Genomic DNA, 25882 nt, shown 5'->3' with positions numbered 1-25882 from the left:
GCACCTACTGTCCGTGGATATTCACCACGAGGTCAATGCGCGGCTTGGCTTCAGTCGGTTTCGATTCTTCCGGCGAGCTGAACCAACCAAGCCGGCAGCTCGGCCGCACGCATGGCGTCTAGGAGCCTCGGCGTGTGAAATGAATGAAGCCGAAGCCGGTCGCAAGCTATCGACAACAACCATTCCGGTAACGCGTTGCCTCGGCCGCTCGACCAACCCGAGAGTTCCGTCATGCTCACGTCGAGCACCTCATGGCTGATGTGTTCGTCGATCGAAAAGTCGAGCTCTTGCTTGAACGCCATGCGCAGGAAGGCCGCGCGAAGGATCGAATCGTTGTAGTCGCGCATGTTGCGCGCACAAAGCGTCGCAGGCGCGAGTACGACTTGGCCGTACAGCGTCTGGTTCCACTGAATGTCGTCGCCGGAAGGCTTCATGTGCGCCGCCGGCAAGGCGGCGTCGTTGCATCTAACGGTTGCTAGCAGGTTGCTCACAACGGCCAGGACGTCCGCTTGGCTGATCGCTGCCAGGTTCGTTTCAGTGCCCAAATAAACGAAATCCGCAGCAATCGCGAGATCGCCCGCGGCTCAGGGGAGTAGGAGCCCATCGCTCTCGCAAGACATACTTTCAAGTCGGGTGAGCCGTGTCGCGAGCTCAGGCTCCAATGCGCCATCTGACGCCATGCGCTGGAGCAATTCGACTTCCGCATCCCATGCAGTCACCGACTCGCGTTGCCAGGGCAACATCAGGTCGTAAGCGGATCGAACGATGAACGTTTCGCCGCCGTGTTGGCCATAACTCAGGAACATCCTCAGATCGCCCAGATTCCGGGGCGAATCCGCCAGCGTAATGACGCTCAGGTACGCGACATTTCCCTGGGAAGCCTTCGTTCGCATCGTCGCGTTGATGCCTCGCATTCGCCCATGATCGTTCAAGCAACCCGCCAGAACCAGCATCGACCCGCGTTCGATCGGAGCGAGCGACTCAAGTTCCTCCCAGCCAATGCGCCGCGCCTCGTCGAACTCGTGGCGCATATCCGCAAGCTCGAACAAGCGTCGCGCCGTGTCTTCATGAATGTCGACGAGGACGATGGCGTGCAAGGGCGACGGCGTGAAGCGCCGCAGCAGCCTCACTACTGCTTGCGGTACCTCCCCCTCCTGCGTCAAGCGGTCGATGTCGAACTTGACGAGATTCGCAGTCGCGTCGGCTGCGTATGGCTGGATCTGCACTTGTCCTGTCCGGGCGTGACGCTCAAAAAACGCTCGCGCGTCCTTCTTCTGTGATGCAGCGGACACCCTCAATCGCTTGATCGCGCGCTTCTCCAACAAGAACTGGTCCCCCGCCAATTCAGCCAGGACGTCACCACGGGCGCAGCTTGGGCAGGTCTCCGGCGGGTAGCTTTCTATCGGTCGATATCCGAAGGTTCGGCTGGGCGCCGCAGTCAGGTCACAAACGACCTTCCCCCGTGCGGGCGGCTTCAACGGATCTTTCAACAAAAAAAGCGTGACGACGTTGTCCGCCACGATGCCCATGCCGATCAATCGATCAGAAAGCGAACCCGACGTTGACGCTGAAACAAGCGCTAGATCACCGTAGCCCATTGTCGGTGCCCGGTCGATTCCCCCATAGGAACTGAATGAGACGACCGGCTGGGAAATGGCCCATTGACCTAAGTGGCGAGCAATGCGTTGCATCGCTTGCGCTACCGCGACCAGCGGTGCGGTGTCGACGAAAATGCGACGGGGTTCCTCGGCCGACAATCGGGCCAACGTTGCTAGGCCAACGAAGCCACAAGCCGCCGATGAAAGCAACACGCTACTGGCGCGCAGGAAATGGCGGGCATGCTTGCCAGAGCCCTTGCCGAAGTGGACACCGGCGGGCGCATCCACAAGAGCACGACTCTGATCGAAGAGGTTGAATAGCCAACCTTGGATCAACTCGTCGCTGGCTGGACTTGACGCGTCGATCTTGCCATCCACCTCATTGCGATGAAGAAAGTACAACGTGAGCGACTGAGCGATCGTTCGGCGCCCAACGAGTACGCCAATCTTGCCCGCAGCGCGCTCAAAGGCACTCCCCTCCAACGCTGCACGTATCACCGACGCTTCGTCCAAGAATGGGGCAACGACAAAGATTTTCCAGGTATTGGGACGCGCGTTCAATATGTCTCGGACGTCGCTGCTCACCATCGCAGCGCTGAGCTCCGTCTCGTCATAAACAAGCAGGCAAGCATCGCCTTCGAAGGTGTCCTCCCGGTATCGAGTACTCAGGGCTAGCGCTCGCATGTCAAGCCAGCGGCACCAAGATTCGAAGAGCTGCGCCGACCACAGAGTCATTTGCGGTCGGTCTCGGCGTCAGCCTGTTCTGCACGTCTAGCAAGACCGGCTTCGGGAGCCTGATCCGCGCCCACGGCCCGGAAGGCGGACGCATCTGAGGGAGGATTGCGCCCTCGAAAAAGCTGCGATAGGCGAAGAGACGCCCCGTCCTGACCTCGATGCTGCCCTTGAGTTCCTGAAGGGCGCGCAAGACCTCGTACAAGCCCATGCCTCGTTGACGCTGCCTGTGGTCAACCTGGTCCGGATCGAAATGCCTAGCGAAGCACTTATGCATGACCTTCCATTCCTCGTCGAGGCTCGTCGACAAATCCAACGCCTGCCGGGTATACGACGTGTAATAGCCCAAGCCTGAATCAAAGATGGACACCTCCAGGCCGGGCACCTCGCGCTCCGCAACGAGCCGACCCAACTTCTGGTGCTCAGGCAAGGTCACACTGATGCGCCTGAACAGTAAGCCGCGCATTGCGTCGGGCCCCACAGGGGTTTTCGCCGAATCCAGGCGACCGTGGAGGTGGGTATTCTCGAAAAGCTCGGCGACGATGACCGCCAGCGCACCAGCCAGCGCGAATTTCCCGCTGGCAGTTTCGTCGCTATTCAAATGCGGGGATAACACGCCCAGCACCGTCGTCTCGATGTCTTCGCGGCTCCTAAGCCCGTTACTCGATCGATCGTACAAGTCCAGCGGCCGACCGTGGCCTCGGGCATCGACGCACAGCAAGATCTGGCTGTCGGTGAAGAAGTCACCGCGAAGTCTGTAGGTGAATATCTGGCGCCTGGCGCGCGCGAGCAGATCGTCAACGTCTTCGGCGCCGATCCCTAAGGATTCGTGAGTTGCTCCCTGCAGGCTGGCCGCAACAGCCAACAAGGGATGCAACGAAGCCACTGTAGGCATTTGCGTCAGCAGGTCGGACGGCCACCGGACATTGATCGGCGTCTTATTTCTGGCAAGGCTAAGCAAGCGCTGGATTGCAAACACTTCTCCAACGGACCCAGCGGACGAGAACAGGTGCTCGTAGTCCGCCGGAATCTCCAATTCGACGCCTCCGTCGAGGGCGCCCTTCCACTGGCCTGGCGCAAAGTCGGCAAGGCCCATCGGAATTTGGATTTTCGTAACGTTGCTTTGCATGGATCAACGAAGTGTCGCCTGAGTGTAGCGCGCCGGGCCTAACAGTCCCCGTACAAACTCACAGTGACTACCGCCATGAAGCGAGGACGCGGTCCTCCCGCAAGACCTTAAGTTCAACAGGCTCTTGCGTGTGGCAGGAAACCTGGACAGGGGCGAAAGACGGCGGCTCTGTAGCGACTGCAAACGCCCACGTCGGATCATCGACCGCGCCATGGCCAGCCACGTAGCAGCCATCGGCGTACGGCGGCTCCTGGCCGGCTGCGTAAGTTGGCTTGCACAGGACGACTGGCAGCAATCGCTGCCTAGCGGGTGCAGGCCCCGACAGACTGCAGCCGCATCGGGTGGCTACATTAAATCGGAACGGCTGGCCTTTTTGAATCGGAACCGGTGGCGTTTTTTCGCCGATAGAGTGGCTTCTTTGGTCGAAATGCGTAGGTTGAGTGCTGGTTGATGGTGGGGCCGGTCATTCCGGCTTGTCAGACACCATGATCGCGGCCGACAGATAGCCGAGGTCGAACTCGATCAAAGGTGCTGTCGCGTACTTCTGTCTGACGTCGTGCAGAGCTAACATTCAATGATGGGTTCAATGCGCTGGTCCAACCCTAGAAGTTGCACCATTCTTCAAAGCGCCATTCGCCATTGATTGGTTGCGAGTTTGGCAGGAAGATCCGCCAGATGATCGGTAGTCCGTGGACTTGACGCCATATGGTGTGGTCGACCTCCACGACAATGGCGGGATGTTTGTCGGGGTCTACCAGCGTATGAGTTTGGCCCGGATGAAGGGGGCGACGGCGCTGCTCGTCATCGGGATCTCCGCGCGTGATCCTGAGAAAGCGTCGGTCGCCGGGGCCGCGCGCGAGGCTCATTGTGTCGCCCCAGCTTTCCACGAGCGCTTCCAGAAGGGGGTGCACATCAGGGCCACGCGTGTCGCGAATGACCTCGTGCGGGAGGTCTATCTCAAACTGCCAGTTCTCGAGCGTGACCTGACCCACGTTGGTGATCAAGACTTCAAGTTCCTTGCGGTGCAGTTCCCCATTGCTTTCGATGTTGACCAGCCTGGGATCAACGCGCACTTCTGGCCGTAGCCGACGATTCATGACATCGCGGATCTGAAAGTCGAGCATCGGCTCAGTGCTTCGACCTGCACGTTGGTAGTACCGGCGATCGAGGAGACTTTGATGTGCCGTCGATGAAGCTTCGATCTCAATAGCGATGATCCGACCTCCAGGCACGGCGAGCTCCGTGATCTCGAACCGGCCTAGCGGGGGGCTTGTGTTGCTTCGGAGGACATTGGTGAGCCAGTCGCCGCCAACACCTGGGGCGGTAACGGGTGAGAGTGACGCCGCAGCAGGTACGCCCTCGACATCTTCTTCGGCAATCCCATACAGGATCGTCCCACCACCGGCGTTCGCGAAACCGGTGCAGTCCTTTACCAATTCCTGCCTTGACCCATTCGATGGCACCAATGCTGCCCCGCGCTTGAACTCCAGGTAGAGCCCTTCCTGCATGTGGTCGTCAAGAACCTGCTGAAGTTGCGCTGCGGTATAGGTCATTTGCTCAGTTTATTGGAGAGGCTCGCTCCTTCAGGATGCCAGGATTTTCTGGAACTCGCCGCGCAACAGCGCGACGACCTCAGCGAGGTCCAGGGCCTCGAGTCGATTCTTTTTCAGGAAGGCGGCCCATTGCTTTTGCTTCGCAGCATCCTGCACGAATGTATCGCTCAAACCTGAGGGGAGGGTATTGGGCATCGCCAGTTGCCGCCGCGCGAATGTGGCCTCGATTGCGCGGCGCAATTCGGCTGGCGCCAACGCACCTTCGGTTAGCAACACCCGGAGATCGAAGTAGTCCTTCATGCGGGTATTGGCCATGCCGAGCAGGCACACTGCGTGAAACTTCTCGGCTACCACCGTGTATTTCGGGTAGGAGCGAAGTTGCGGGGCGGGTAGGTCTTCGAGCAGCACCGGGTAGCTTACCGATTCCGGCGCTGGCGTGACCGCATCGCCAAAACCAATGTCCACCTGCAGCGCGATGCGCGCACCATCCAACTTCGCTTGCAGGTCGATCCGCACGCCGCCATAGCCCGCCTCCTTGCGGATCACGGAGCCCTTGACCGAGGCGGGATCAAATGCGATGCCATCCTCCACCTCAATCTGGCAGATCTCGCGGAAAGCCGCCACGGCGGTGTCGATATCGTCCGGACCAAATCCCAGCAGGTCTGCATCGCGCGTCGGCCGATGGGGCTGGTCGTACCACAGTGAAAATAACAGTGCACCCTTGAGCAGGTAATTGGCGGCATGCGGCGAGACTGACAGCCGGTACAGCAGCCGCTCCAACCCATAGTGGGTCAGCGTCAGGTTGAAATCCTGCTTCGTGGTGTCGGCGCGCTGCTTCAAGCGGGCCCGGATGGAGGCAGCGAGGTTGCGGTTCATGCCGTGACGCTTTCCAGATAGGGCCGCATGACATTGGCCACGCGATCCACCCTGGCGTAGTGCCAGAGCGCATCCATCGCTAGCTTGCGCTGCGACCAGCCATCGCGCAGCGCTTCCAGCGCCACGTCCAGGCCGATTTTGTTGCGGTACTTGAAACAATCGACCACCGTCTTGGCCGCGTTGAACACCGGGACCTTTACGCCGTCGATCTCAACCGGCTCGATGCCTTCGGTCAGAGCTGCCCCCGACATGCGCACCACGCGCAGAGCAGGCTGGTCCAGCCGGGGTGTGGGCGAGTGATGGGGTATCGCCATCCAGACCTCGAACGGGGCCTGCGTGCCGATGCCATGGACGCGCAGCGCCGACAGCAGGCATACGACACCACGCGGCACGCGCAGGGCTACCTCGGCCAGCGACCGGTGTTCGCTGAGCGCGCGTCCCGGCAGGCTATAGACGCCGCGGGCGATGCGCTCAAGCTTGCCGGCTGCAACCAGTCGGCTGAGCACCACTGTGGGCAGGCCCTGCTCAGCCAGATCGCGCGCGCGCAGCAGTGGCCGACGCCCGGCGAGCGCGAGGACGGCTTGTTCGAGCGTTGAGTCAGAGCCCATTCCTGAAGTATGTTGCAATAATTAGTCATTTGTCAATAAACGACTAGATAACGCAATGCCGTTGAAGGTCCGGTTACTTGGCAATGCCGAAGGTGGGCATGTTCTCCGTAAGGGATGACGAGTATTCCCGTCACATTGGCATGTTTCGGCACTGCGCGGATGTTGGCAATCTGGTTGTTATCAGTGATGCGACAACGCTAAGGCGCCCCGCTATGCCATATCGACGATGCCCAGACGCAGCACGCAGCACGCGAGCAGATACCACCATACCTGTAAGATGATGTTTCAATTAAGTCAGGGGGCTGAATGACAACATCGACGGGTAGGGGAGCCTCGCGGTCACGACGTAAAACCGAGGTTCCAGGTCAGGCGCTGGGCTACGGGCTCCAGTACACCCGACTGCTGCATCTCCTGCTTGTGGTACCCGAGGGCAGCTCCTGCAGCATGGAGGTCTTGGACGACGTGGCCCAAGAACATGCGCAGCTAGGTGTGCACCTGGTTCAGAGCAAGAGCGCGCTCACCGCGAACCCGGTGGCAGATCGGGCGAAGTCGCTTTGGAAGACGCTGTCAAATTGGGTCACCCTGGCCGCGGAAGGCGGCTGTGATCCGGACAGAACACTCTTCGAGATTTACGTGTCGCGGCCGGTGACAGGCGCGATCGTCCATGTGCTCGCCGAGGCTGCGACGTTGGATGCCGCCCGCGCTGCCATTCTCCAGGCTCGTACCGCGCTGTGGGGCGAGGCGCCCACCTTCGCGCAGCGAAGTGACGTCGCTTCAGAAATCGCCTCCTACGTTGAGAAGGTCTTCGATGCTGACCAGGATCTGGTGGCGCGAGTCATCAAGAATTTCCGGCTTACCTGCGGCTCCGGCAGCCCGCAGGCTGACATCGAAGCCGTTATCCGCACCCATCCGGTGTCGCCAAGCAAGGTCCGGGACATCGCAGATCACATGTGCGGCTTCGTGAAGCGCCGCGTGGACGAGCTCCTGGAGGCAAATCGGCCTGCCATCATCGGACGAGACGAATTCAAGGTTGCGTATGACGCCTACGTTCGCAAGATCGATCGGGAGACAGTGCTGCTGAGTCGCGCGAAGGCGCCGAGTTCGGACGAGTCGCAGGGCTACCTGCCCAAGATCTTTGTCCAACAGCTCGAAATCATCGGCATGACGTTCGAAGACAAGCTTGAGGCCGTGAGCGACTACCTGATGGCTGCCGCGGATCGCACCGATTGGGCCGTGCGCGGCGAGGTGGATGTGACGTCGCTTGATGACCTCGACGCCACCCTCAAGCGAAATTGGAAGAACAAGCGACTTGCCTGCAAAGTCGCGCACTCCGGCAAAGCGCAGGACCAGCAGGGGCAGGCGCTGTATGCCGACTGCATGCAGGTCAGCGCGTCAGTGCAGGCGATGGACCCGCCCGAGCATTTCATTCCGGGCTGCTTGCACCGACTGGCCGATGACCTCTCGATCGGATGGCATCCCGACTACGAGCAGCACCTCAAGGCGAAAAAGGCGGCGTGACGATGCTAGTACGAGAGGTACAAAACATCCAGAACCCGGCATTGGGCGCCGCCGTCATATGGCGGTTCTGCTGTGGCTACGTCGAGTCCCAGGCTGCGGGCGACCCGCCACCGTTGCCGGTGCTCTTCCTGACGTTGCCCATCGTTCTGCACCAGGCGACCGCCGATCTACTGCAACGTACTAGGATCAGCTCGGGCCTTCGCGCCTTTGCGGCCAAATTCGGTGATTCGGCTGTCTCCAAGCAAGACTTGCTGCTCCAACTTCATGATCGCGCTTTGCGATGGCGTGTGCTGAGCTTGCAGTCCATCGAGTTGGCCACCGCGGGACGATTGATCTACCTCACGGATGCGGGTAGCGCGGTTCCTTTGTCGCGGACCAGGGCGCGGGGCATGCCTGACGAAGTGAAGCAGCTCTTGGCGGATGCAGAGAAGCTCGGCGCCTGGTGTGGGCAGCTTACGCTGCACGAGATAACAACAACGCTGAAGGTGAGGCTCTGATGTTTTTCCAGATTCGCGCGATCGTGCTCTGGCCCCGGAACCCCGAATTCAAGCCGCGTCGGCTGCAGTTCGATCTGGGCAAGGTCAACGTCATCAGCGGCGCGTCACGGACGGGCAAGTCCGCGGTCATCCCCATCATCGACTACTGCCTCGGCTCCAGCACGTGTTCCATTCCCGTTAACACCATCCGCAAGTATTGCGAGTGGTTCGGAGTTGTCGTGGCGACCGATCAGGGCGACAAACTGCTGGCGCGCCGTGAGCCCGGCGCGCAGCGCAGCACCGACGACATGTTTCTGATGGAGGCCGAGAGGATCACCGAGGTGCCGCCGCGCATAGTCAAGAACACGAACGCCGACGCAGTGAAGCGGCTGCTGGATGACCTCGCCGGCCTGTCGAAGCTGGACTTCACCGGTGGTGGGGACGACTCGACCGGTTTTGACGGCCGCCCGAGCTTTCGGGATCTTGCCGCGTTCACGTTTCAGCCGCAGAACATCGTAGCCAACCCGGACGTGCTGTTTTTTAAGACCAACACTTACGAGCACCGCGAGAAGCTGCGCAAGATATTTCCCTATGTGCTGGGCGCAGTGACGCCGGCCCTCATGGCAAAGCAGTTCGAGCTGGGCCGTACACGTCAGGAATTGCGCCGCAAGGAGCGTGAGCTCAAGGATGCTCAGCAGGTGTCGGCGCGCTGGCTGGCGGATCTGATGGTCAAGTTCAGCGAAGCCCAAGAGCTGGGCTTGACGTCCAAGTCTGAGCAACAACCCACGCGAGGGCAAATGATCGAGCTGCTGGAGGAGGTCGTCGCACGCACGGATCTGACCCTGTCCGTCAGCACCTCGACGATCTCTGATGCATTGCGCGAGCTCAGTGGCCTGGATGCTGAGGAGCGCGAGGTGTCGCGAGAGCTGACCACGCTGAGGCATCGGCTCGAGGAAATGAACCGCATGAGCTCCGGCGTCGATCAGTATGAGGCGGCGATAGGGCTTCAGCGGGGACGTCTCAAGTTATCCAGTTGGCTGGTCTCACACACGGATGACGCAGCAGACTGCCCCATGTGTGGCAGTCACACCGATTCGGCAAAACGCAAGCTGGAGGTGCTGTCAGCGCGATTGGAAGAAGTCGAAGCCGAGGCCGGCGTCGACAAGGAAGTGCCCGCCGCATTTGATCGTGAACTGCAGCGCGTGACGGCCGAAGTGGGCCAGACGACGGAGCGGTTACGGTCTGTTCAGATTCGCAAACGTGCCTTGTCCGGTCGCTCTAAGGAGGCGAGTGAAAGTCAGTTCGCAGCGAAGAAAGCTGAGCGATTTGTCGGTAACCTCGAGTCCGCCCTCGATCTTCACCGGCGCCTGGGCAGCGACAGTGAACTTGTTGATGAGGTGGCCCGATTGCGGGAGATCGTTCAGCGGTTAGAGGCGGAACTTCGCGAGCAGGATGTCGACTCCCGTAAGCGCCGAGCCTTGCTCGCGGTCAACACACATGCGGGTCGCCTTTTGCCTTCCTTGGACGTGGAGAACGCCGATGACCCCATCTCCCTCGAAATCAGCGACCTGACGATCAAAGTGCGGGGCGCGGAGCGCGATGACTACCTGTCCGAGATCGGCAGCGGCTCCAACTGGCTCTCCTACCACCTGGCCATGTTGCTGGCCCTGCACCAGTTCTACTTGGCCCAGCCGAGCAGTCCCGTTCCCGGCTTTATGGTCCTGGACCAGCCCAGCCAGGTGTACTTTCCGAAGCGCGTTGTGACACGTCCGGATGAAAAGGTCGAGGAACCGCTCTTTCGGGATGAAGACATCGATGCCGTTCGCAAGGCATTCGAGGTCATGGGGCAGGTCGTGCTCAAGGCCGAGGGCAAGCTGCAACTGATCGTGCTGGACCACGCGTCCCGCGATGTGTGGGGCGATATCCCTGGCGTGGTTGGGCTGCGCGAGTGGCGAGACGGGGTTAAGCTCGTACCCATGAAGTGGCTGAACGAAGCTTGACTCTCGCTATTTTTTCAACCACCTACCTATCGTTGCCGGAGGGTGGCTTCAGGGGGGCTGAATGGCGCGAGATGTAGGGCCGCATTGGGTCGAGAGCGCCAGTTGGCGACGAGTGCAGATGCATCTCGCTGCAGTGCTCGTCGAACGCCGGCAGGGTGCGGACTTCTCCAGGAAAGATTGGAATTTTTCTCGTTGCATTGTGACGTGTGTCTCCCGGCAAACCGGGCCGCGCTGTCGAGCGTGGCATCGAGCCGCCTGTGTCGTCTCGTCCCTTCCGGGCTTCCATCCCTGACGCTTTCGCCCTCATGGGGGTGCGCACTCCGTTTGCCCTCCAGGGGATCGGCTGGTCAGCCCATCCCCGCCGCACTTCGTTTGGCGCCCCTCGAATACAGCTGAACAGGCTGCGCCTGATCGGCCAACAGCCATCCATCTAGGCATGCCTTCGGCACGCAGTGGCGCTTGCCGCGCGGCGTTGGTTTCAACGCATCTCCTGGCCTATCGGCCGCTGTTCGTCTTTCCCCAAGTCCATCGCTTTCTCCCGCGACCGTAGCCCGCAGTGCCTGGCCGTCAAGGCGCGCAGGGCCGAGTCCTCGCTGCGCTGCGGGCCGCACCAACCCTGCGCTTGCTTCCTTGACAGCCAGTCCCTCGCTGGCCCGGTTTTTCGCGGGCGATGAACTCAGGAAAGACGGCGGCAAACAGGGACCGGCCCAGGTCTCTGCGCCGAACCAACCAAAGCCACAACGGGCTCCGAATCTTGGAATCCGGTCAGCTTTGAAACCACAGCAGCATTTTTTGGAGAAAGATCATGCAACTTGCGACCCGCTTCGCATCCCGCTCCCCCGTACTGCGTGCCGATCACCCGTTATCGGATGACCAGATTCGCACCGTGGCCCCGTCCATCTTCGCCGAGGACAAGCACGCCAGCCGCTCCGACCGCTATGCCTACATCCCGACCGGCGCAGTGCTGTCCGAACTGCGCAAGGAAGGGTTTCAACCCTTCATGGTGTGCCAGACCCGCGTGCGTGACGAAGGCAAGCGCGATCACACCAAGCACATGGTGCGGCTGCGCCATGCCGACCAGATCAACGGCGCGGAGGCCAACGAAATCATTTTGCTGAACTCGCACGATGGCACCAGCAGCTATCAAATGCTGGCGGGCATGTTCCGTTTCGTCTGCAAAAACGGATTGGTGTGCGGCGATACCGTGGCCGACCTACGCATTCCGCACAAAGGCGATGTGGTCGGGCAAGTGATCGAGGGCGCATATGACGTGCTGGATGGTTTCGATCTGGTGCGTGAACGCCGCGATGAGATGTGCGCCATCACACTGGACCCGGGCGAAGCCGAAGTGTTTGCCCATGCGGCGCTGTCCCTCAAGTACGACGACCCGACGACACCCGCGCCCATCACCGAATCGCAGCTATTGGCGCCGCGCCGCCGCGATGACGACCGACCCGACCTGTGGAGCGCCTACAACCGCGTGCAGGAAAATTTGACGCAGGGCGGACTGCATGGGCGTACCGTCACCGGACGCAGGCACAGCACCCGGTCCATTCAAGGCATTGACCAGAACGTCAAGATCAACCGGGCCTTGTGGATGCTGGCCGAAGGCATGAGGCGGCTCAAGGCTTGACCGGGTGAGTCAGCGAGGGGGCGTAATGCTCCCTCGGCAGCGAAGGCATACAGCACAGCAGGGGCGGCCATGCCAGGCCGCCGCACGCCCATCCGTTCCGTCTGGGCGCGCGGCGGAGCGTTCGCTACGCGACCGCTCGATGGCTGTAGGTATTCGCCATCGTTGGCTTCGAGGGTCAACCTACATCAGCCGACAAATGCCGGTTGCTTCGCATTTGGGTAGTTCGGCAATCCTGCCTGAATTGTCTTTGCGTCTCCCGGCATAGCCGGGCCGCGCTGTCGTGCGTGGCATCGAGCCGCCATAGCGTCTCGCCCCTCTCGGGCTTCCATCGTTCCCTCCCTGCGGTCGGCTGACGCCTGCGCACTGCGTTTGCCCTCCAGGGGGCGGCTTGCAGCCCACCCCGCCGCGCTGGCTTGGCGCCCCGGAAGTCCACCGAACAGGCGGTGCCTGATCGGCCTGTGCTGCCCCAACGTTACTTCGGTACAGCATCGGAATGCCCTCGGTCTTCACCCCGTGGCAAATCAAGACATCAGTTTTCCAAATAGGCCGCAACCTGGTTGCATGCCAGCCCGAAAGCAATCGCGTATGCGTGAAGGCCAATGGGCAAGAGCAGGCCACCCGAACGAATCCGGGCACGGCCGAAGATCATGGCCAGGGCAAACATCAAGAAGTTGGTAGTCAGATAAATGTAGCTGTGTGCGTAAACGAAGATGAGTGCCGTCATGGTCACTGCTATCCAGGAAATCCTCACACTGGCGTTGAAGGGGAGGGTGGAGATGATGAAGTGCCGGAATGCCAATTCCTCGACGATCGGAGGAAGCAGCAGGAGGGAGACGACTAGCACCACCACCTGAGTTTCTGTCTTGAACTGGTAGAGGCTCACCATGGAAGGCTCGCGGGGTTGTCCCAACAGATGTGCCGCGACATAGGTTGCGAGGTAGACGATGGTGATCGCAATGATGCCCTTGACGGCGTTCTTGCGGCTGCAGGCTCCTACAAAGGGGATGTCTGGGAAAAACCGCTTGTGCAGCAAAAACATGACACCGAGCAAAACCAAGGCCGGGCCGTAAAACACCGGGATGGGATAGGCCATGGCGGTGGGAAAACCGAATACCGCCAGTTCCAAGGGCTTCATTGTCCGGTAGAGCGTGTACACGAGAGGCCCGAAAAGCAAGGCCAGGCCCCAACGTGTGGCGAAAGGTGCGCCCAGGCCAAGGATGGATGGGTGTTGCTGAGAAGTTGTCGTCAAGGTCAAGATTCTTTCAACAAGAGATTGGTATTTGTATTCTTTGCATTGTGCGTCTCCCGGCACAGTCGGGCCGCGCTGTCGTGCATGGCATCGAGCCGCCTGCGCCGTCTCGCCCCTTCCGGGCTTCCATCGCTGACGCCTCCGCCCTTATAGGGCTGCGCACTGCGTTTGCTCTCCAGGGGATCGGCTGGTCAGCCCATCCCCGCCGCGCTTTGCTTGGCGCCCCTGCAATGCCGCCCGAACAGGCTGCGCCTGATCGGCCAACAGCCATCCATCTAGGCGTGCCTTCGGCACGCAGTGGCGCTTGCCGCGCGGCGTTGGTTTCAACGCATCTCCTGGCCTATCGGCCGCTGTTCGTCTTTCCCCAAGTCCATCGCTTTCTCCCGCGACCGTAGCCCGCAGTGCCTGGCCGTCAAGGCGCGCAGGGCCGAGTCCTCGCTGCGCTGCGGGCCGCACCAACCCTGCGCTTGCTTCCTTGACAGCCAGTCCCTCGCTGGCCCGGTTTTTCGCGGGCGATGAACTCAGGAAAGACGGCGGCAAACAGGGACCGGCCCAGGTCTCTGCGCCGAACCAACCGAAGCCACAACGGGCTCCGAATCTTGGAATCCGGTCAGCTTTGAAACCACAGGAGAGCGCGCATGCAGATACCGACACCGTGAATCGACACCGAGTTTTGTTCTTCCATTTTTTTTCTTATTTCGTCCCAACACGGGACAGGAGCTTTCACCATGAATACCGTTACCCATCAAGAAGTCCAAGCCCTGCAAGCAGTAACCCCGGCGCAAAGCATGCTGCTGGTGCCGCTGTCGCAGCTTCGCCCGTCCAAGCGCAACGTGCGCAAGACTTTGGGCGCTTCCATCAATGCCCTCGCATCGAGCATCCAGCGCGTAGGGCTGCTGCAAAACCTGACCGTGATTCTTGCCAGCGATGGCGAACATTACGAAGTGGTGGCGGGTGGCCGTCGCCTTGCTGCCCTGAAAATACTGGCGAAGAAACACCGCATTGCCAAGGATTACGCGGTGCCTTGCCTGCTGGTGGCCGATGCGTCGGCCCGCACTGCCAGCCTGACCGAGAACGTGCAGCGCGAAGCTATGCACCCCGCCGACCAGTTCGAGGCTTTCGCCGCCTTGATCGAAGAAGGCCGCTCCATCGAAGACATTGCCGCAGACTTTGGTGTGACCCCGCTGGTGGTACAGCGTCGTTTGAAGCTGGCGAACGTCTCGCCACGCCTGATGGCCGACTACCGCGCCGACGAGGTCAATCTTGACCAGTTGATGGCTTTGGCCATCACCGATGACCACGCCGCGCAGGAAGCCGCTTTCTACGATGCGCCGAACTGGCAGCGTAACCCGACCGCTTTGCGGGAGCGGCTGACCGAGCGGGAGATTGATGCCCACCGCCACCCGCTGGTGCGCTTTGTCGGGCTGGATACCTACGAGGCCGCAGGCGGTGCCATCCGCCGTGACCTGTTTGCCGATGCCGACCAAGGCATTTACCTGAGCGATACCGGGCTGCTCGACCGGCTGGCACAGGACAAGCTGGCGGGGTTGGCCGACACAGTACGCGCCGAGGGCTGGGCGTGGGTGGAGGCTGTCCCCGCTACCACCTATGCCGACCTGCAAGCCTTCCAGCGTGCGCCGAAGGAGCCGCGCAAGGCCAATGCCCGCGAAGCCAAGCGTATCGCCAAGCTGCAAGCGAAGTTGCAGGAAATCGGGCAGGCCTTGGAATCCGCACTGGAGGCCGAGGACGAAGAGAAAGCCGAAGCACTCGACGAGGAAGGCCGCAGCGTGGGCGACCAACTGGAAGCCCTGGAGGCCGAGTTACTAGCCTACAGTCCGAGCATTCGCGCTGTTGCTGGTGTTGTCGTCACGCTCGACCGCCAAGGCGAACCCGTCATCCATCGCGGATTGCTACGTGAGGCCGAAGCCAAGGCGCTGCGCACGCTGGCGCGGGTGCAAGGTGGCATGGCACCGGAAGAAACCGAGGACGAGGACAGCCCCGCGTCGAAGAAGGCCGGAATCTCCGAGAAGCTGGCACGCCGTTTGAGCGCCCACCGCACGGCGGCACTGCAAATCGAACTGGCGCGCAATCCGCAGGCATCGCTGGCCGGGCTGGTGCATGGCATGGTGCAGCGGGTTTTGCAGGAGGGCTATGCGGTGGAATTGCCTATCGGCATCAGTGTCCGCCCACAGGACAGACTGGAGGGCTATGCCCCGGACTGGCCGCAGTCGCCCGCCGCTATCGCCTTGCGGGAACTACAGCAAGCATGGGGTGAGAAGCTGCCGGAGGACGATGCTGAGCTGTTCGCGGTGCTGCTGGCAATGCCGCAGGTTGAACTGGTGAAACTGCTGGCGGTATGCGTGGCTTCGACTGTGGACGTGGTTTCTTCGCTGGAACATGATGCACCGGGCAAGGTGTTGGCGCAGGCGGTTGGGCTGGACATGGCGGCATGGTGGACACCGACCGCTGAGGGGTATTTCTCGCACGTCTCCAAGGCGGTGATTCTGGAAGCCGTGCAGCAGTTTGCACCCGGAAACGTCAACCGACTGGCGAAGCTCAAGAAGGTCGACATTGCCAGCGAGGCCGAGCGGCTGGCGGTGGGGACGGGCTGGATGCCTGCCGTTTTCAAGAGTGAGGACATCACCAGCGCGGCGCAGGACGACGCGCAGCAGGAAAATTCGCAGGACATGACGAACGACACGCCAAAGGAAGCCCCGCAGGGTGCTGCCATCCCGGTGGAGGAATTGGCCGAGGCGCTGGCTGCGTAAGGTCGCAATGACAAATGGCCCCGGTACAGAAATGCGCCGGGGTATCTTTTATTAAAAATCGGGCGCGGCAAGTTTGCCGCGCCCGGTCTAACAGCCGACAAGCCACCTCAGAAACCCAAAATGCGCCCCGCCTACGTGGCGGGGCGTCGAATCGGCAAGCACTCCGGCCCATGCCGAGCCTGCGCGTGCGATGCACTTGCCCAAGCAGAGTCCCCGCCACGGTGGGCAGGTGCTGAGGTGCGCTGCACCATGCTGCGGCAGGTTGTGCAAATGCGTGCCGCCCACGATGCTGACGGTTGGCCGCCAGTTAGATCACGAAGGACGGTTCACCGACGCGCCACACAGCCTTGCCATGAAGATTCCACGCCACGCTTCAACCCGCTTGCCGTCTGGTGCAGGGAGCGTTCCCTCCAGTCGTTCCGGGCCAGACCTTGCCAGCATCAACGCCCATGCCGGCGCTGCCTTCCTGCGGGGATGCCGAGTTGACCATCGTTCCATTCGGGCCAGTTCGACCCCTGCGTCCTTGGCTTGTCGTGAATCCTGGCGAGGGCACGGCTTGCGCCTCGGGCTTCATGGCTGCAACCGTCCGGCCCAAACAATTTCCCCGGCGCTGTGCGCCTTCCTCGCGCAGCAAATTCTTTGGGCCTCCCGGTCCTCCACGCTGTTGCGGCCTCATCGCTTTGCTCTGCGGTGCAGCCCGCCCGACCCTCACCCTTGGATCACCGACAAGGACGCGATGGGCGCGATCTTGCAACCCCGAAAGGAAATTCATCATGGCTAACATCGGCACCTTCACCGCAGACCAAGACGGCTTCACCGGCACGCTCCGCACCCTGACGCTCAACGTCAAGGTCAAATTCATCCAGAACGACAAGACCAGCGAGAACGCCCCCGACTACCGCATCCAGGCAGGCAACGGGCTGGAAGTCGGCGCAGCGTGGAAGAAAATCAGCCATGCAGAGAGGCCTTACGTGTCTTGCAGTTTGGATGATCCTTCGTTTCCGGCCACGGTCTACGCCCGCCTGATCGAAGGCGAGGACGGCACGCACAACCTGATCTGGTCGCGCAACAAGGGCGACTGATCGCCGCCCCGACGCCCCGCCCACCTTGGCGGGGCGTTCCCAGACGGTCAGTGCTCCGGCTCGGAAGCCGTCAGGCGGCTTTCCGTCGCCGTCATCAAGTCAGCGGAGCTGCAACCCAGCGCCCGTGCGATCTTGAGAATGATCGCCAGCGTGGGCATGTGTTCGCCACGCTCAATCTTGCCCATGTGCGAGCGCTCAATGTCGGCCAGGTGGGCCAGCGTCTCCTGGGCGACCCCTTGCTCTGTTCTCAGCGCGCGCACTGCCGCGCCGAAGGCTTGCGCCGGTTCGGCCTCGAAAGTGGTGGCGCCGACCGGGCGGCCACGCTGGATTGATCGCTTCTGCATGCACAGAAGCGTCGATTAACAGCACAATTAAAACCACGTTATCTTTAACTCATTGGCTATTTCGGCCTACCATACTGGGTAACGGTATCTTGCTCGTCATCGTGTTTTTACGCCTCTGTGTAAAACCGAATTCGTGTTTCTGTGCTGCTGTGGATTCGTTGACTTCCGTCTGTACGTTTTTACGATCTTCCGTACATCCTTAATGGCACATCTGAGGCTTTCCGTGCATCCAGCAATACGGCTTCGTGGCCATCCTGGTCGCTCCCAGGTTCACCCCATAGCGGACAAGTGCGCGAGTCTGGCGCACGCCGCTTGCCGTCAACCCCGGCCCGCACCGGACCGTGTTGGGGTATGACGGCTGCGTTTGGAACGTGCGCCCCAGTCGCCTCGCTCCGCCGTGGAGTGAACCCTTCAAAGGAAGCGACCATGACCCAAGCTCTCATCACCGACGAACAACGCGCCCAACTGCTCGCTAATGGCCAAGCCACTGCCGAAGGCCAGGACATTGACCCGCCGCCCGTCGTCAAGCTGTTCACCCCGGACGCGCACGCGACCTGGCTGCTCACTGAACTCGATCCCGAGGATGGCGATACGGCGTTTGGGCTGTGCGATGTCGGCATCGGCATGCCCGAGCTGGGCAACGTGCGGATATCCGATCTGGCATCCATCGTCGGACCGTTGAAGCTGCCGGTAGAGCGCGATCTGTATTTCGTCGCGCAGCGCACGCTGTCAGACTATGCGCGGCTGGCCCGCATCAACGGTTCAATCATCGACTGATACGAACCGGATGGCCCGCTGCGGCGGGCCATCCAGGCGCCGCTGGTTGCAGCGTAATGTGTCTATTTGGGTCTCAGTTCAGACCCTGATCACATCAATCCAGACTATGCACCTCAGCGGTGCAAACGCGACCCAAACAGTCACGATGCTTGACGGACTTTGCGGCACCGTGGTTGGATGCTGCGCACCATTTCTGGTTGCGCTGCCGTCGCATTCGGACGATCCCTATAACGTTTCGGAGCCAGACAGTCTTGGCATTACGCGATTATTGAATATCGATATGACTTTTTTGGTGATAACTCTGTAGCTTCGTAAAACCGGCACCCGTGGCGACTGTTCCTGCTATCCGACAGGAGGTTGCGCCATGGCAGAGCTGAGTTCCGATCATTGGCATCCCCGCGCCGCGTATCTCTACGTCCTGCATCTGGACGCCCCGGCCTTGGCCTGGGAATACTTGCGGCGCGACCCGGACTACCGTCACGACTGGCTGCGCCGCCACCGCCACCCCGAGGAGGCGCTGCGCTGGGGTCTTCGCCTGCTGGAAGATCCCGGCCAGGATGCGCGAGATGCGCACCCGGCCTGGTTCCCCGACCACGATACCGTGGTGCAGCTCTATCCCGATACCGATCCGCCACCCGATGCGGTCGCGTTCGATTTCTGGCGCATCCCGGGCTACAAGCAACTGATCCATGACGGCCGACGTTTGGTGCTGGTCGCCCGGGAGCCAGGCTGCTGTCTGCGCTTGGCACTCGCGCCAACGCTGGAGGACGGCATGGCCTACGTCTACGCCATCCGCGCCTGCCAAGCGCCTTGCGCCCGCTATCGCACGCTGGCTGGCGAATTGGACAAGCTGCAGGAGGCCAGCGACACCATGCCTGCGGGAGTCGTCAAACCACGCCCATCCCCGTCGTCGCTGCTGGAACTGCACACCTTGCAGGCGCTCGACGGCACCCTGGCGGGTGCGTCCTTGCGAACGGTGGCCGACGTGCTGTTCGGCCCCGATGCCGTGGCCGAGGGCTGGCACGCCGATAGCGATCTGCGCGCCCGCGTGCGCCGCCTGGTGCAACGCGGCAAAAAGCTGATGTTGGGCGGCTATCGCCGCCTCGCACAGCTTTCACCGCTTGAACAGGGACGTTCCATATCGGACACAAATCGTCCCTGAGCAGAACGCCGTGCTTTCTTGAGACTGGCCTCCATCCGGTCGCGCTGTTGTGGCCGGCGACCCTAAACGATGGAGATTCACACCATGAGACCAGTCCCCTTGCGGCCCGCTGCCGCACCCGCTGCCACGCAGCAACCAGTGCCACCCGCACGCTACCTGACCAACGACGAAGCCGCCGTGTTCCTGCGACTGTCACCGCGCACGCTAGAAAAGCAGCGCGTCATGGGCGGTGGGCCGCGCTTCCGCAAATTCGGCCGACGTGTCATGTACGCGGTGGCCGACCTCGAAACTTGGGCGGATGCCCGCAGCTTCGAGGCTACCTCCGACCCTGAATACGCCGAGCGCCATTCTGGCGACAGCCGCGATGGTCAACATGGGCGCCGCTGAAGTTAGGCAGGCCAGGCGCGCCGATGGCCCTCGCCATGTCCAGCCCATCGCTGCCGCCAGCGCAGACTATGCAGCAGCACGAACAGCTCGACCTGTTTCGCGCGCTGCCGGGCGACATGGCACCGCGCGACGCCCAGGACTTGATGGCCTATCCGTTCTTCTCGCTGGCCAAGTCGCGGCGTATCGCGCCGATCGACTTTCATTCCGGTGGCGTGACCGTACGCGTGGAGGGAACACAAGAGCACGGCATCGCCACGATCTGGGATGCCGACATCCTGATCTGGGCGGCCAGCCAGATCGTGGAAGCGTGGGATGCGGGCATCCGCAGCTCTCGACGAATGCAGGCCACACCCTACGAGATCCTGCGCTTCATCGGACGCGGTACGTCGCTGCACGACTATCAGCGCTTAAAAGCAGCGCTGGACCGCTTGCAGTCCACCAGCGTGGCGACCTCGATCCGGGAAACGACAGGCCGCCGCCTGCATCGCTTCTCCTGGATCAACGAGTGGAAGGAGCGGGCCGACAGCAAGGGAGTTCCGCTGGGCCTCGAATTGATCCTGCCGGACTGGTTCTATGCCGGCGTGCTGGACGAGGCCCTGGTACTGACCATCGACCCGGCGTATTTCAAGCTCACGGGCGGTATCGAGCGCTGGCTATACCGGCTGGTGCGCAAACACGGCGGCAAGCAGCCCAGTGGCTGGCAGTTCGACTTCCCGCACCTGCACCGCAAATCGGGCAGCTCCGCACGCTTCTCGGACTTCGCCTACGACTTGCGCAGACTGGTGGCACGCCAGTCTTTTCCAGGCTACACGCTGAGCATCGAGCGGTTGCCGGACGGGCCGGAAATCCTGGTTTTCCGGCCAAAGTTATCCACCGAAAACACATTCCAGGTCGGCAGAGCTTGATTTTGTGGATAACCGGTGTCTCTCCTGTGAATGGGCTCGTGCTATCAGGCGCAAGGTGGCTCGTGCTATCGGGAGTACGTCTATCGTGCTATCAGGAGTACGAATCGGCCGCCAAGTCAATGATGGCGCGGGTTCCGGCCTCCCTTAACTTCCCTAACTTAAAACCTCTAACTTTTAGTAAGAGCGCGCCGGTTCGGTGGACAAGTGCTCAAAACTGCTTTGAATACGGCTTTGAACCCCGCTTCCAAAGCCGTTTACCAGCAGGAGCAAGGCCATGATCATCGCCTTGCTGAACCAAAAAGGCGGGGTCGGCAAAACCACGCTCGCCACCCACATCGCCGGTGAACTGGCGATGCAGGGCAAGCAAGTCATCCTGCTGGATGCCGATCCGCAAGGGTCATCGCTGGATTGGACACAACGGCGCAGCCAGCAAGGGCTGCCCCGGTTGTTCAGCGCAGTCGGCCTGGCAAGGGAAACCCTGCACCAGGAAGCGCCAGAACTAGCCAGACGCTGCAATCACATCGTGATTGATGGCCCGCCTCGAATCGCCGCACTCGCGCGCTCCGCGCTGCTGGCGGCCGACTGCGTGCTGATCCCGGTGCAACCCAGTCCATATGACGTTTGGGCCAGCGCCGAGATGGTGGCGTTGATCCGCGAGGCCCAGGTCTTCAGGCCAACGCTGCGCGCGGCCTTCGTCATCAATCGGCGTGTCAGCACCACGGTCATCGGACGCGAGGCGCGCAACTCGCTTGCCGATCAACCGCTGCCCGCACTGCGCGCAGAGGTGCGCCAACGCATCGTTTTCGCAGACAGCGTGGCCGCTGGTCGGTTGGCCCGCGAACTGGTGCCGGACAGCGCTGCCGCGCGTGAGATCACTGCGCTGGTGGATGAGCTGCTGCGGTGGTCGCCATGAGCGGCGGACACGGAAAACGCATCGCCATCGGCGCACGTCCACCAGCGAATCCGCACGCGGAAGCGTGGATTCGCCAGGGTGACGGCAGCGACATCAACAAGGGCGACCTCTACACCGCGCGCCTGACCCTCGACGTGACGCCCGCGCTGCGCGCTCGCATCAAGGTCTCGGCTTTCACCAAAGGCACCACGGTAGCCGAACTGCTGCGCGCCTTGCTGGAACGGGAGTTCCCGGAGAAGACAACATGAATACAAACACGCAAGTTCCACCAACAACAAGCGCGGCTGCGTCGCCACCATCGCTGCTCACACTTGCCAGCCAAATCGGCAACACACCGTTGACTCGCGTGGCGCTCGCTTACGTGGACAAGCGCATCAACCTCTATCTGCGCTTCGGCAACCCGGAGCGCATCATCCAGCTTGACCGCTGGCGGCGCAGGGCGGTGTTCCTGCCAGCATCCATCTTCTGCCGCATCCGCTGGGAGTCCAACGACTACGGTACGACCCGCTGGCAGCTCATGGTGATGCAAGCCTGTACGCCGCTGGACGCGGTGCAGCGCATTCCAGGCATACAACCCAGCGCGCGCATCCTGCTGCACGCCGAAGGCGAACGACAGGTGCAGGCCGTGCTGCCGCTAGTTGACGCGATCGAGGCACTGGATATCGCCCCCATCGACGTGTCACCCGCGTACTGGCGCACGTTGGGCAACCGTCTCTCCGCACACCTGGTACTGCCGCAATACACCATCGAGCGACATGCCGCCTGGCTTGCCGGGAAGGAATTGCAATGACCGCGGCAACGATCAAACCGCGCTCGCGCATGCGCGCTCAACTCGCGTTTGGGGTGCTGTCCGCCTGCGGCCTTGCTGCGCTTGCCTGGGCATCCTTTGCGATGTCTTCGGTGCATGTCGTCTACAACCCATCCAACAGCGTGCCGGTCGGCTGGTATCGCATCGAATCGGTCAATTCGCAAGCCGACTCGCTGCACGTCGGCAGCATCGTGCTGGCCCGGCTTCCGGCAGAAGCGACCGCACTGGCTGCGCAGCGTGGCTACCTGCCATCCCACATCCCGTTGCTCAAACGTATCGGCGCGGTTGCTCCTCAACACGTTTGCATCGTCAATGGTGTTGTGCGCATTGACGGCGTGCCGGTGGCCGCCGTGTTGCGCACCGACCGGCTGGGCCGTCCGCTACCTTCCTGGTCGCAGTGTCGGGCGCTTGCCGAAGGTGAACTGTTTCTGCTCAGTGCGACTAATCCGGCGTCGTTCGACAGCCGGTATTTTGGGCCAATTTCTGCATCCACCGTGATCGGTACGGCACAGCCGATCTACCTGGAGAAGCAGCCATGAAATCGACCGACTGCACGCGGACTCACCGGAGGCTGTCGTGGTCTCGATTTTACGTTGGCCTGCTATCGGAACTGTCGTTGCCGATGCTGGCGCAACGTCCTTGTGCGTGCCGCTTGAATGCATTTGCACAGCGCTTTTCCCTGCATCCGTTGCTGTATTTGAGGGCCAGTTCTTCGCACCCTTTCGCGCACGTTTGCGTGCGCCCCAACGTGCAGATGGCTTGCCCCGAGCGCGCCATGCCGCAGGCATGGCTGGCGTTCGTCGGCGGGTCGGCTGCGCAGGACGCAGCGCCGCCGAGGCATCGCATCCCAGTGCCGTCAGGCAGGGGGAAGGTGCAGGGCAAGATAAAAGGTCGCGGCACTTCGTTGTGCGAAAACCCAGTCTGCACATGGGGGTGGCGCGGCACGCGCCTGATCGCGGCACCGTGCCGCGAGATCAGGCAACGCCTTGCAGGCATTAGGGAAAGAGTGTGCATCGCCCGCTGGACTGCGTCGGTCTTGGATGGAGACACGGTATGAGCCGCAGCGACGACGACCGTTTCCGCGTTCGCCCTGGTGCACCCAAACAACGCGGCGATGCCTTCGTCACTCAGGTGCTGCGCCAGGCGAGCAAGGCCGGAACCAAAGCCGGCAAGGCAGGGAGTCGGCCCGGCGCACGGCTGGGCCGTGGCCACGTCGCAGCACGCTTTACAGATCACGCGCGGGCGCCCAATGCCAGGCGGGTGACCATCAAGGCCCGGCTGGTCAATCTCGCCAAGGCCGGAGCGCGCTCGACCGTCGCGCACCTGCGCTACATCGAGCGCGAGGGTGTCGGGCGTCAGGGCGAACCCGGCCAGGCCTATGGGCCGGCCGCTGACGATGCCGACTTGGCCGCCTTCGAGGAACATGGCCGGGAGGACCGGCACCAGTTCCGCTTCATCATCTCTTCCGAGGATGCCGAACAGCTCGACGACCTGCGTACCTATACCCGGCATTTGATGGCGCGCATGGAGGCTGACCTCGGCACGCGGCTGGAATGGGTGGCGGTGAATCACTGGAACACCGACAACCCACACACGCACGTCGTCCTCCGCGGTAAGGACGACACCGGTAAGGATCTCATCATCTCCCGCGATTACATCGGCCAAGGCATGCGGAACCGGGCATCGGAACTGGCGACCGAATGGCTAGGGCCACGCACCGAGCTGGAAATCCAGCGTGGCATGCAGCGCGAAGTCGATCAGGAGCGCTGGACAGGGCTGGATCGCACCTTGCAGCGAGAAGCGGTGGATGGCTTGGTGCGAACCGAGACGCTGGCCACCCCCCGGTTGCAACGTCAGCGGCAATTGCTGATCGGCCGCCTGCAACGCTTACAGCGCATGGGCTTGGCGACCGAGCAGCAGCCAGGCGTTTGGGCTGTCCACGCTGAGGCTGAGCCGACCCTGCGGGCCATGGGCGAGCGCGGAGACATCATCCGCACCATGCAGCGAGCCATGAGTGGAAGGCCGCGCGAACTAGCGGTGTTCCAATCAGGCGAGGATGGGCGTTCCATCGTCGGCCGGATGAGCGGCAAGGGGCTGGCTGATGAGCTGTACGACAAGGGCTATTTGATCGTCGATGGCACAGATGGCAAAGCGCACTATGTCGCGCTGCCGCCGCGCACGGAATTGGAGCAGTACCCGATTGGCGCCGTGGTGGAAGTGAAGGGGGCGGCCGAAGTGCGTACGTCCGACCGGAACATCGCCGCGCTGGCGGCGGACGGCATCTATCGAACCGATCATCACCTTGCTATCGCCCAAGGCCAGGCCACAGCCGACCGCGACCCGCGCGAGGTGGTAGCCGCGCACGTGCGCCGACTCGAAGGTCTGCGCCGTGCCGGCATCGTGGAGCGGGTGGCCGAAGGTGTCTGGCGCGTGCCTGATGACTTGGCCGAGCGAGGTCGCCAGTACGATGCCCAGCGCTTGGGTGGCGGCGTGGCAGTGGAGCTGAAATCGTACCTGCCCATCGAACGGCAGGCGCGTGTGATTGGTGCGACCTGGCTGGATCAGCAGTTGATCGGCGGCGGCAAGGGACTGGGCGATCTCGGCTTTGGTGGTGAGGTCAAGGACGCGCTGCAGCAGCGCGCCGACTTTCTGACCGAACAGGGACTGGCTGAGCGGCGTGGGCAGCGCGTGATCCTGGCGCGCAACCTGCTGGCGACGCTGCGTGGGCGCGAGCTGGCAAAGGCCGCGCAGGACATAACAGCAGAAACCGGCTTGGAGCACCGGCCTGTGGCCGAGGGGCAGCGCGTGGCGGGCATCTATCGACGTAGCATCGTACTTGCCAGCGGGCGCTACGCCATGCTCGATGATGGTATAGGGTTCTCGCTGGTGCCGTGGAAACCGGTGATTGAGCAGCGGCTGGGGCGGCAGATTGCTGCCACTGTGCGCGGCGGAGGGGTGTCGTGGGGAATTGGGCGACAGCGTGGCAACTCTGTGGAGTAACGTTGGCGGCTGTAGCCGTACCACGCCAGCGGCGCAGCACAAGGGCATTGATGACGACCTCGGGCTGCTGATAGCGATGACTGCGCCGCGATGACCGGACTCAGTAAGCTCAAGGCCGCCAGCGGCATACCCAGTACGCTGTGCGCGAACGCCCAGAATAGGCTCCGTTTGATTTTTGATCTTGAGTAAGTACGGCGCGAGACGTCGAACGAATCCACCATCAGGCGTGGGGCAATACGCATCAGGGGATGCTGTCGCACACGGGGCGCTGCTGTCTGTCGGATGCTTTGGCGTCCAATCCCAGGCGTTGAGGTCCCGGATGCTGAGGGCGCGATGTATCTGTTTTCCGTGTTGCGGGCCACCG

At 61.9% G+C, this 25882-nt stretch carries 23 protein-coding genes; 15 read left to right on the top strand and 8 right to left on the bottom strand.

Annotation, left to right across the window (positions count from 1 at the left end):
* Nucleotides 1-50: 50 nt before the first annotated feature.
* The 6 genes from AC07O2_RS06465 to AC07O2_RS06440 form a co-directional block, all read right to left on the bottom strand.
* Complete coding sequence (locus AC07O2_RS06465; protein ID WP_495074919.1) at nt 51-545, bottom strand: hypothetical protein; 495 nt, start codon at nt 543-545, stop codon at nt 51-53.
* A gap of 39 nt (nt 546-584) precedes the next feature.
* Nucleotides 585-2282, bottom strand: a complete 1698-nt coding sequence (locus AC07O2_RS06460; protein ID WP_495074918.1) for a hypothetical protein — start codon at nt 2280-2282, stop codon at nt 585-587.
* A 1-nt stretch (nt 2283) separates the two neighbouring features.
* Entirely contained in the window at nt 2284-3459 is a 1176-nt protein-coding gene (locus AC07O2_RS06455) for a hypothetical protein (RefSeq protein ID WP_495074917.1), read from the bottom strand.
* Nucleotides 3460-4061: 602 nt separating this feature from the next.
* Nucleotides 4062-5012 carry an AlbA family DNA-binding domain-containing protein gene (locus AC07O2_RS06450; protein ID WP_495074916.1) on the bottom strand — a complete coding sequence of 317 codons (951 nt, stop codon included), beginning with the start codon at nt 5010-5012 and terminating at the stop codon, nt 4062-4064.
* A gap of 30 nt (nt 5013-5042) precedes the next feature.
* Nucleotides 5043-5888, bottom strand: a complete 846-nt coding sequence (locus tag AC07O2_RS06445; RefSeq protein WP_495074915.1) for a nucleotidyl transferase AbiEii/AbiGii toxin family protein — start codon at nt 5886-5888, stop codon at nt 5043-5045.
* Entirely contained in the window at nt 5885-6496 is a 612-nt protein-coding gene (locus tag AC07O2_RS06440; protein WP_495074914.1) for a type IV toxin-antitoxin system AbiEi family antitoxin domain-containing protein, read from the bottom strand. Before AC07O2_RS06440 ends, AC07O2_RS06445 begins: the two co-directional genes overlap by 4 nt.
* A 444-nt stretch (nt 6497-6940) precedes the next feature.
* Between AC07O2_RS06440 and AC07O2_RS06435 the strand changes: the two genes are divergently transcribed.
* From AC07O2_RS06435 to AC07O2_RS06420, 4 genes are all read left to right on the top strand, one after another.
* Nucleotides 6941-8014 carry an ABC-three component system protein gene (locus tag AC07O2_RS06435; RefSeq protein WP_495074913.1) on the top strand — a complete coding sequence of 358 codons (1074 nt, stop codon included), beginning with the start codon at nt 6941-6943 and terminating at the stop codon, nt 8012-8014.
* Between the two features lie 2 nt (nt 8015-8016).
* Entirely contained in the window at nt 8017-8511 is a 495-nt protein-coding gene (locus tag AC07O2_RS06430; protein ID WP_495075087.1) for a three component ABC system middle component, read from the top strand.
* Nucleotides 8511-10490, top strand: coding sequence for a DUF3732 domain-containing protein (locus tag AC07O2_RS06425; protein ID WP_495074912.1), 1980 nt, complete (start codon nt 8511-8513; stop codon nt 10488-10490). The genes AC07O2_RS06430 and AC07O2_RS06425 overlap by 1 nt, the downstream gene beginning before the upstream one ends.
* 805 nt (nt 10491-11295) lie before the next feature.
* A complete protein-coding gene (locus tag AC07O2_RS06420) occupies nt 11296-12123 on the top strand; it encodes a DUF932 domain-containing protein (protein ID WP_495074911.1) in 828 nt (275 codons plus the stop codon).
* Nucleotides 12124-12652: 529 nt separating this feature from the next.
* Here AC07O2_RS06420 and AC07O2_RS06415 read toward each other — a convergent pair.
* Nucleotides 12653-13372, bottom strand: coding sequence for a CPBP family intramembrane glutamic endopeptidase (locus AC07O2_RS06415; protein ID WP_495074910.1), 720 nt, complete (start codon nt 13370-13372; stop codon nt 12653-12655).
* A gap of 728 nt (nt 13373-14100) precedes the next feature.
* Between AC07O2_RS06415 and AC07O2_RS06410 the strand changes: the two genes are divergently transcribed.
* Nucleotides 14101-16140 carry a ParB/RepB/Spo0J family partition protein gene (locus AC07O2_RS06410; RefSeq protein WP_495074909.1) on the top strand — a complete coding sequence of 680 codons (2040 nt, stop codon included), beginning with the start codon at nt 14101-14103 and terminating at the stop codon, nt 16138-16140.
* Nucleotides 16141-16913: 773 nt separating this feature from the next.
* Nucleotides 16914-17222 carry a DUF736 domain-containing protein gene (locus tag AC07O2_RS06405; protein WP_495074908.1) on the top strand — a complete coding sequence of 103 codons (309 nt, stop codon included), beginning with the start codon at nt 16914-16916 and terminating at the stop codon, nt 17220-17222.
* A gap of 47 nt (nt 17223-17269) precedes the next feature.
* Here AC07O2_RS06405 and AC07O2_RS06400 read toward each other — a convergent pair whose 3' ends face one another.
* A complete protein-coding gene (locus AC07O2_RS06400) occupies nt 17270-17566 on the bottom strand; it encodes a helix-turn-helix domain-containing protein (protein ID WP_495074907.1) in 297 nt (98 codons plus the stop codon).
* A gap of 426 nt (nt 17567-17992) precedes the next feature.
* Between AC07O2_RS06400 and AC07O2_RS06395 the strand changes: the two genes are divergently transcribed.
* The 9 genes from AC07O2_RS06395 (at nt 17993) to AC07O2_RS06355 (ending at nt 25518) form a co-directional block, all read left to right on the top strand.
* Nucleotides 17993-18343 carry a DUF2958 domain-containing protein gene (locus AC07O2_RS06395; protein WP_495074906.1) on the top strand — a complete coding sequence of 117 codons (351 nt, stop codon included), beginning with the start codon at nt 17993-17995 and terminating at the stop codon, nt 18341-18343.
* A gap of 364 nt (nt 18344-18707) precedes the next feature.
* Nucleotides 18708-19505 (top strand): DUF2285 domain-containing protein, encoded by a 798-nt coding sequence (locus AC07O2_RS06390; protein ID WP_495074905.1) that lies wholly within the window; start codon nt 18708-18710, stop codon nt 19503-19505.
* Between the two features lie 84 nt (nt 19506-19589).
* Nucleotides 19590-19892: a helix-turn-helix domain-containing protein gene (locus AC07O2_RS06385; protein ID WP_495074904.1), complete on the top strand. Its 303-nt coding sequence runs from the start codon at nt 19590-19592 to the stop codon at nt 19890-19892.
* A 35-nt stretch (nt 19893-19927) separates the two neighbouring features.
* On the top strand, nt 19928-20797 hold the full coding sequence (locus AC07O2_RS06380; protein ID WP_495074903.1) for a replication initiator protein A: 870 nt from the start codon (nt 19928-19930) through the stop codon (nt 20795-20797).
* Nucleotides 20798-21071: 274 nt separating this feature from the next.
* A complete protein-coding gene (gene parA, locus AC07O2_RS06375) occupies nt 21072-21710 on the top strand; it encodes a ParA family partition ATPase (RefSeq protein ID WP_495074902.1) in 639 nt (212 codons plus the stop codon).
* Complete coding sequence (locus AC07O2_RS06370) at nt 21707-21958, top strand: chromosome partitioning protein ParB (RefSeq protein ID WP_495074901.1); 252 nt, start codon at nt 21707-21709, stop codon at nt 21956-21958. The genes parA and AC07O2_RS06370 overlap by 4 nt, the downstream gene beginning before the upstream one ends.
* A complete protein-coding gene (locus tag AC07O2_RS06365; protein ID WP_495074900.1) occupies nt 21955-22500 on the top strand; it encodes a DUF2840 domain-containing protein in 546 nt (181 codons plus the stop codon). The genes AC07O2_RS06370 and AC07O2_RS06365 overlap by 4 nt, the downstream gene beginning before the upstream one ends.
* Nucleotides 22497-23057 (top strand): S26 family signal peptidase, encoded by a 561-nt coding sequence (locus tag AC07O2_RS06360; protein WP_495074899.1) that lies wholly within the window; start codon nt 22497-22499, stop codon nt 23055-23057. The genes AC07O2_RS06365 and AC07O2_RS06360 overlap by 4 nt, the downstream gene beginning before the upstream one ends.
* Nucleotides 23058-23571: 514 nt before the next feature.
* Nucleotides 23572-25518: a DUF3363 domain-containing protein gene (locus AC07O2_RS06355; protein WP_495074898.1), complete on the top strand. Its 1947-nt coding sequence runs from the start codon at nt 23572-23574 to the stop codon at nt 25516-25518.
* The last annotated feature ends 364 nt before the right edge of the window (nt 25519-25882 follow it).

Source organism: Rhodoferax sp. GW821-FHT10B06 (assembly GCF_059415605.1).
The sequence above is the reverse complement of the archived record's forward strand: the minus strand, read 5'-3'. Positions and strand labels throughout refer to the sequence as shown.

Coding starts and splice junctions, on each gene's coding strand:
- AC07O2_RS06460 (WP_495074918.1), bottom strand. CDS start 2,282: ATGCGAGCGCTAGCCCTGAGTACTCGATACCGGGAGGACACCTTCGAA.
- AC07O2_RS06455 (WP_495074917.1), bottom strand. CDS start 3,459: ATGCAAAGCAACGTTACGAAAATCCAAATTCCGATGGGCCTTGCCGAC.
- AC07O2_RS06450 (WP_495074916.1), bottom strand. CDS start 5,012: ATGACCTATACCGCAGCGCAACTTCAGCAGGTTCTTGACGACCACATG.
- AC07O2_RS06445 (WP_495074915.1), bottom strand. CDS start 5,888: ATGAACCGCAACCTCGCTGCCTCCATCCGGGCCCGCTTGAAGCAGCGC.
- AC07O2_RS06440 (WP_495074914.1), bottom strand. CDS start 6,496: ATGGGCTCTGACTCAACGCTCGAACAAGCCGTCCTCGCGCTCGCCGGG.
- AC07O2_RS06435 (WP_495074913.1), top strand. CDS start 6,941: ATGGAGGTCTTGGACGACGTGGCCCAAGAACATGCGCAGCTAGGTGTG.
- AC07O2_RS06430 (WP_495075087.1), top strand. CDS start 8,017: ATGCTAGTACGAGAGGTACAAAACATCCAGAACCCGGCATTGGGCGCC.
- AC07O2_RS06425 (WP_495074912.1), top strand. CDS start 8,511: ATGTTTTTCCAGATTCGCGCGATCGTGCTCTGGCCCCGGAACCCCGAA.
- AC07O2_RS06420 (WP_495074911.1), top strand. CDS start 11,296: ATGCAACTTGCGACCCGCTTCGCATCCCGCTCCCCCGTACTGCGTGCC.
- AC07O2_RS06410 (WP_495074909.1), top strand. CDS start 14,101: ATGAATACCGTTACCCATCAAGAAGTCCAAGCCCTGCAAGCAGTAACC.
- AC07O2_RS06405 (WP_495074908.1), top strand. CDS start 16,914: ATGGCTAACATCGGCACCTTCACCGCAGACCAAGACGGCTTCACCGGC.
- AC07O2_RS06400 (WP_495074907.1), bottom strand. CDS start 17,566: ATGCAGAAGCGATCAATCCAGCGTGGCCGCCCGGTCGGCGCCACCACT.
- AC07O2_RS06395 (WP_495074906.1), top strand. CDS start 17,993: ATGACCCAAGCTCTCATCACCGACGAACAACGCGCCCAACTGCTCGCT.
- AC07O2_RS06390 (WP_495074905.1), top strand. CDS start 18,708: ATGGCAGAGCTGAGTTCCGATCATTGGCATCCCCGCGCCGCGTATCTC.
- AC07O2_RS06385 (WP_495074904.1), top strand. CDS start 19,590: ATGAGACCAGTCCCCTTGCGGCCCGCTGCCGCACCCGCTGCCACGCAG.
- AC07O2_RS06380 (WP_495074903.1), top strand. CDS start 19,928: ATGTCCAGCCCATCGCTGCCGCCAGCGCAGACTATGCAGCAGCACGAA.
- parA (WP_495074902.1), top strand. CDS start 21,072: ATGATCATCGCCTTGCTGAACCAAAAAGGCGGGGTCGGCAAAACCACG.
- AC07O2_RS06370 (WP_495074901.1), top strand. CDS start 21,707: ATGAGCGGCGGACACGGAAAACGCATCGCCATCGGCGCACGTCCACCA.
- AC07O2_RS06365 (WP_495074900.1), top strand. CDS start 21,955: ATGAATACAAACACGCAAGTTCCACCAACAACAAGCGCGGCTGCGTCG.
- AC07O2_RS06360 (WP_495074899.1), top strand. CDS start 22,497: ATGACCGCGGCAACGATCAAACCGCGCTCGCGCATGCGCGCTCAACTC.
- AC07O2_RS06355 (WP_495074898.1), top strand. CDS start 23,572: ATGAGCCGCAGCGACGACGACCGTTTCCGCGTTCGCCCTGGTGCACCC.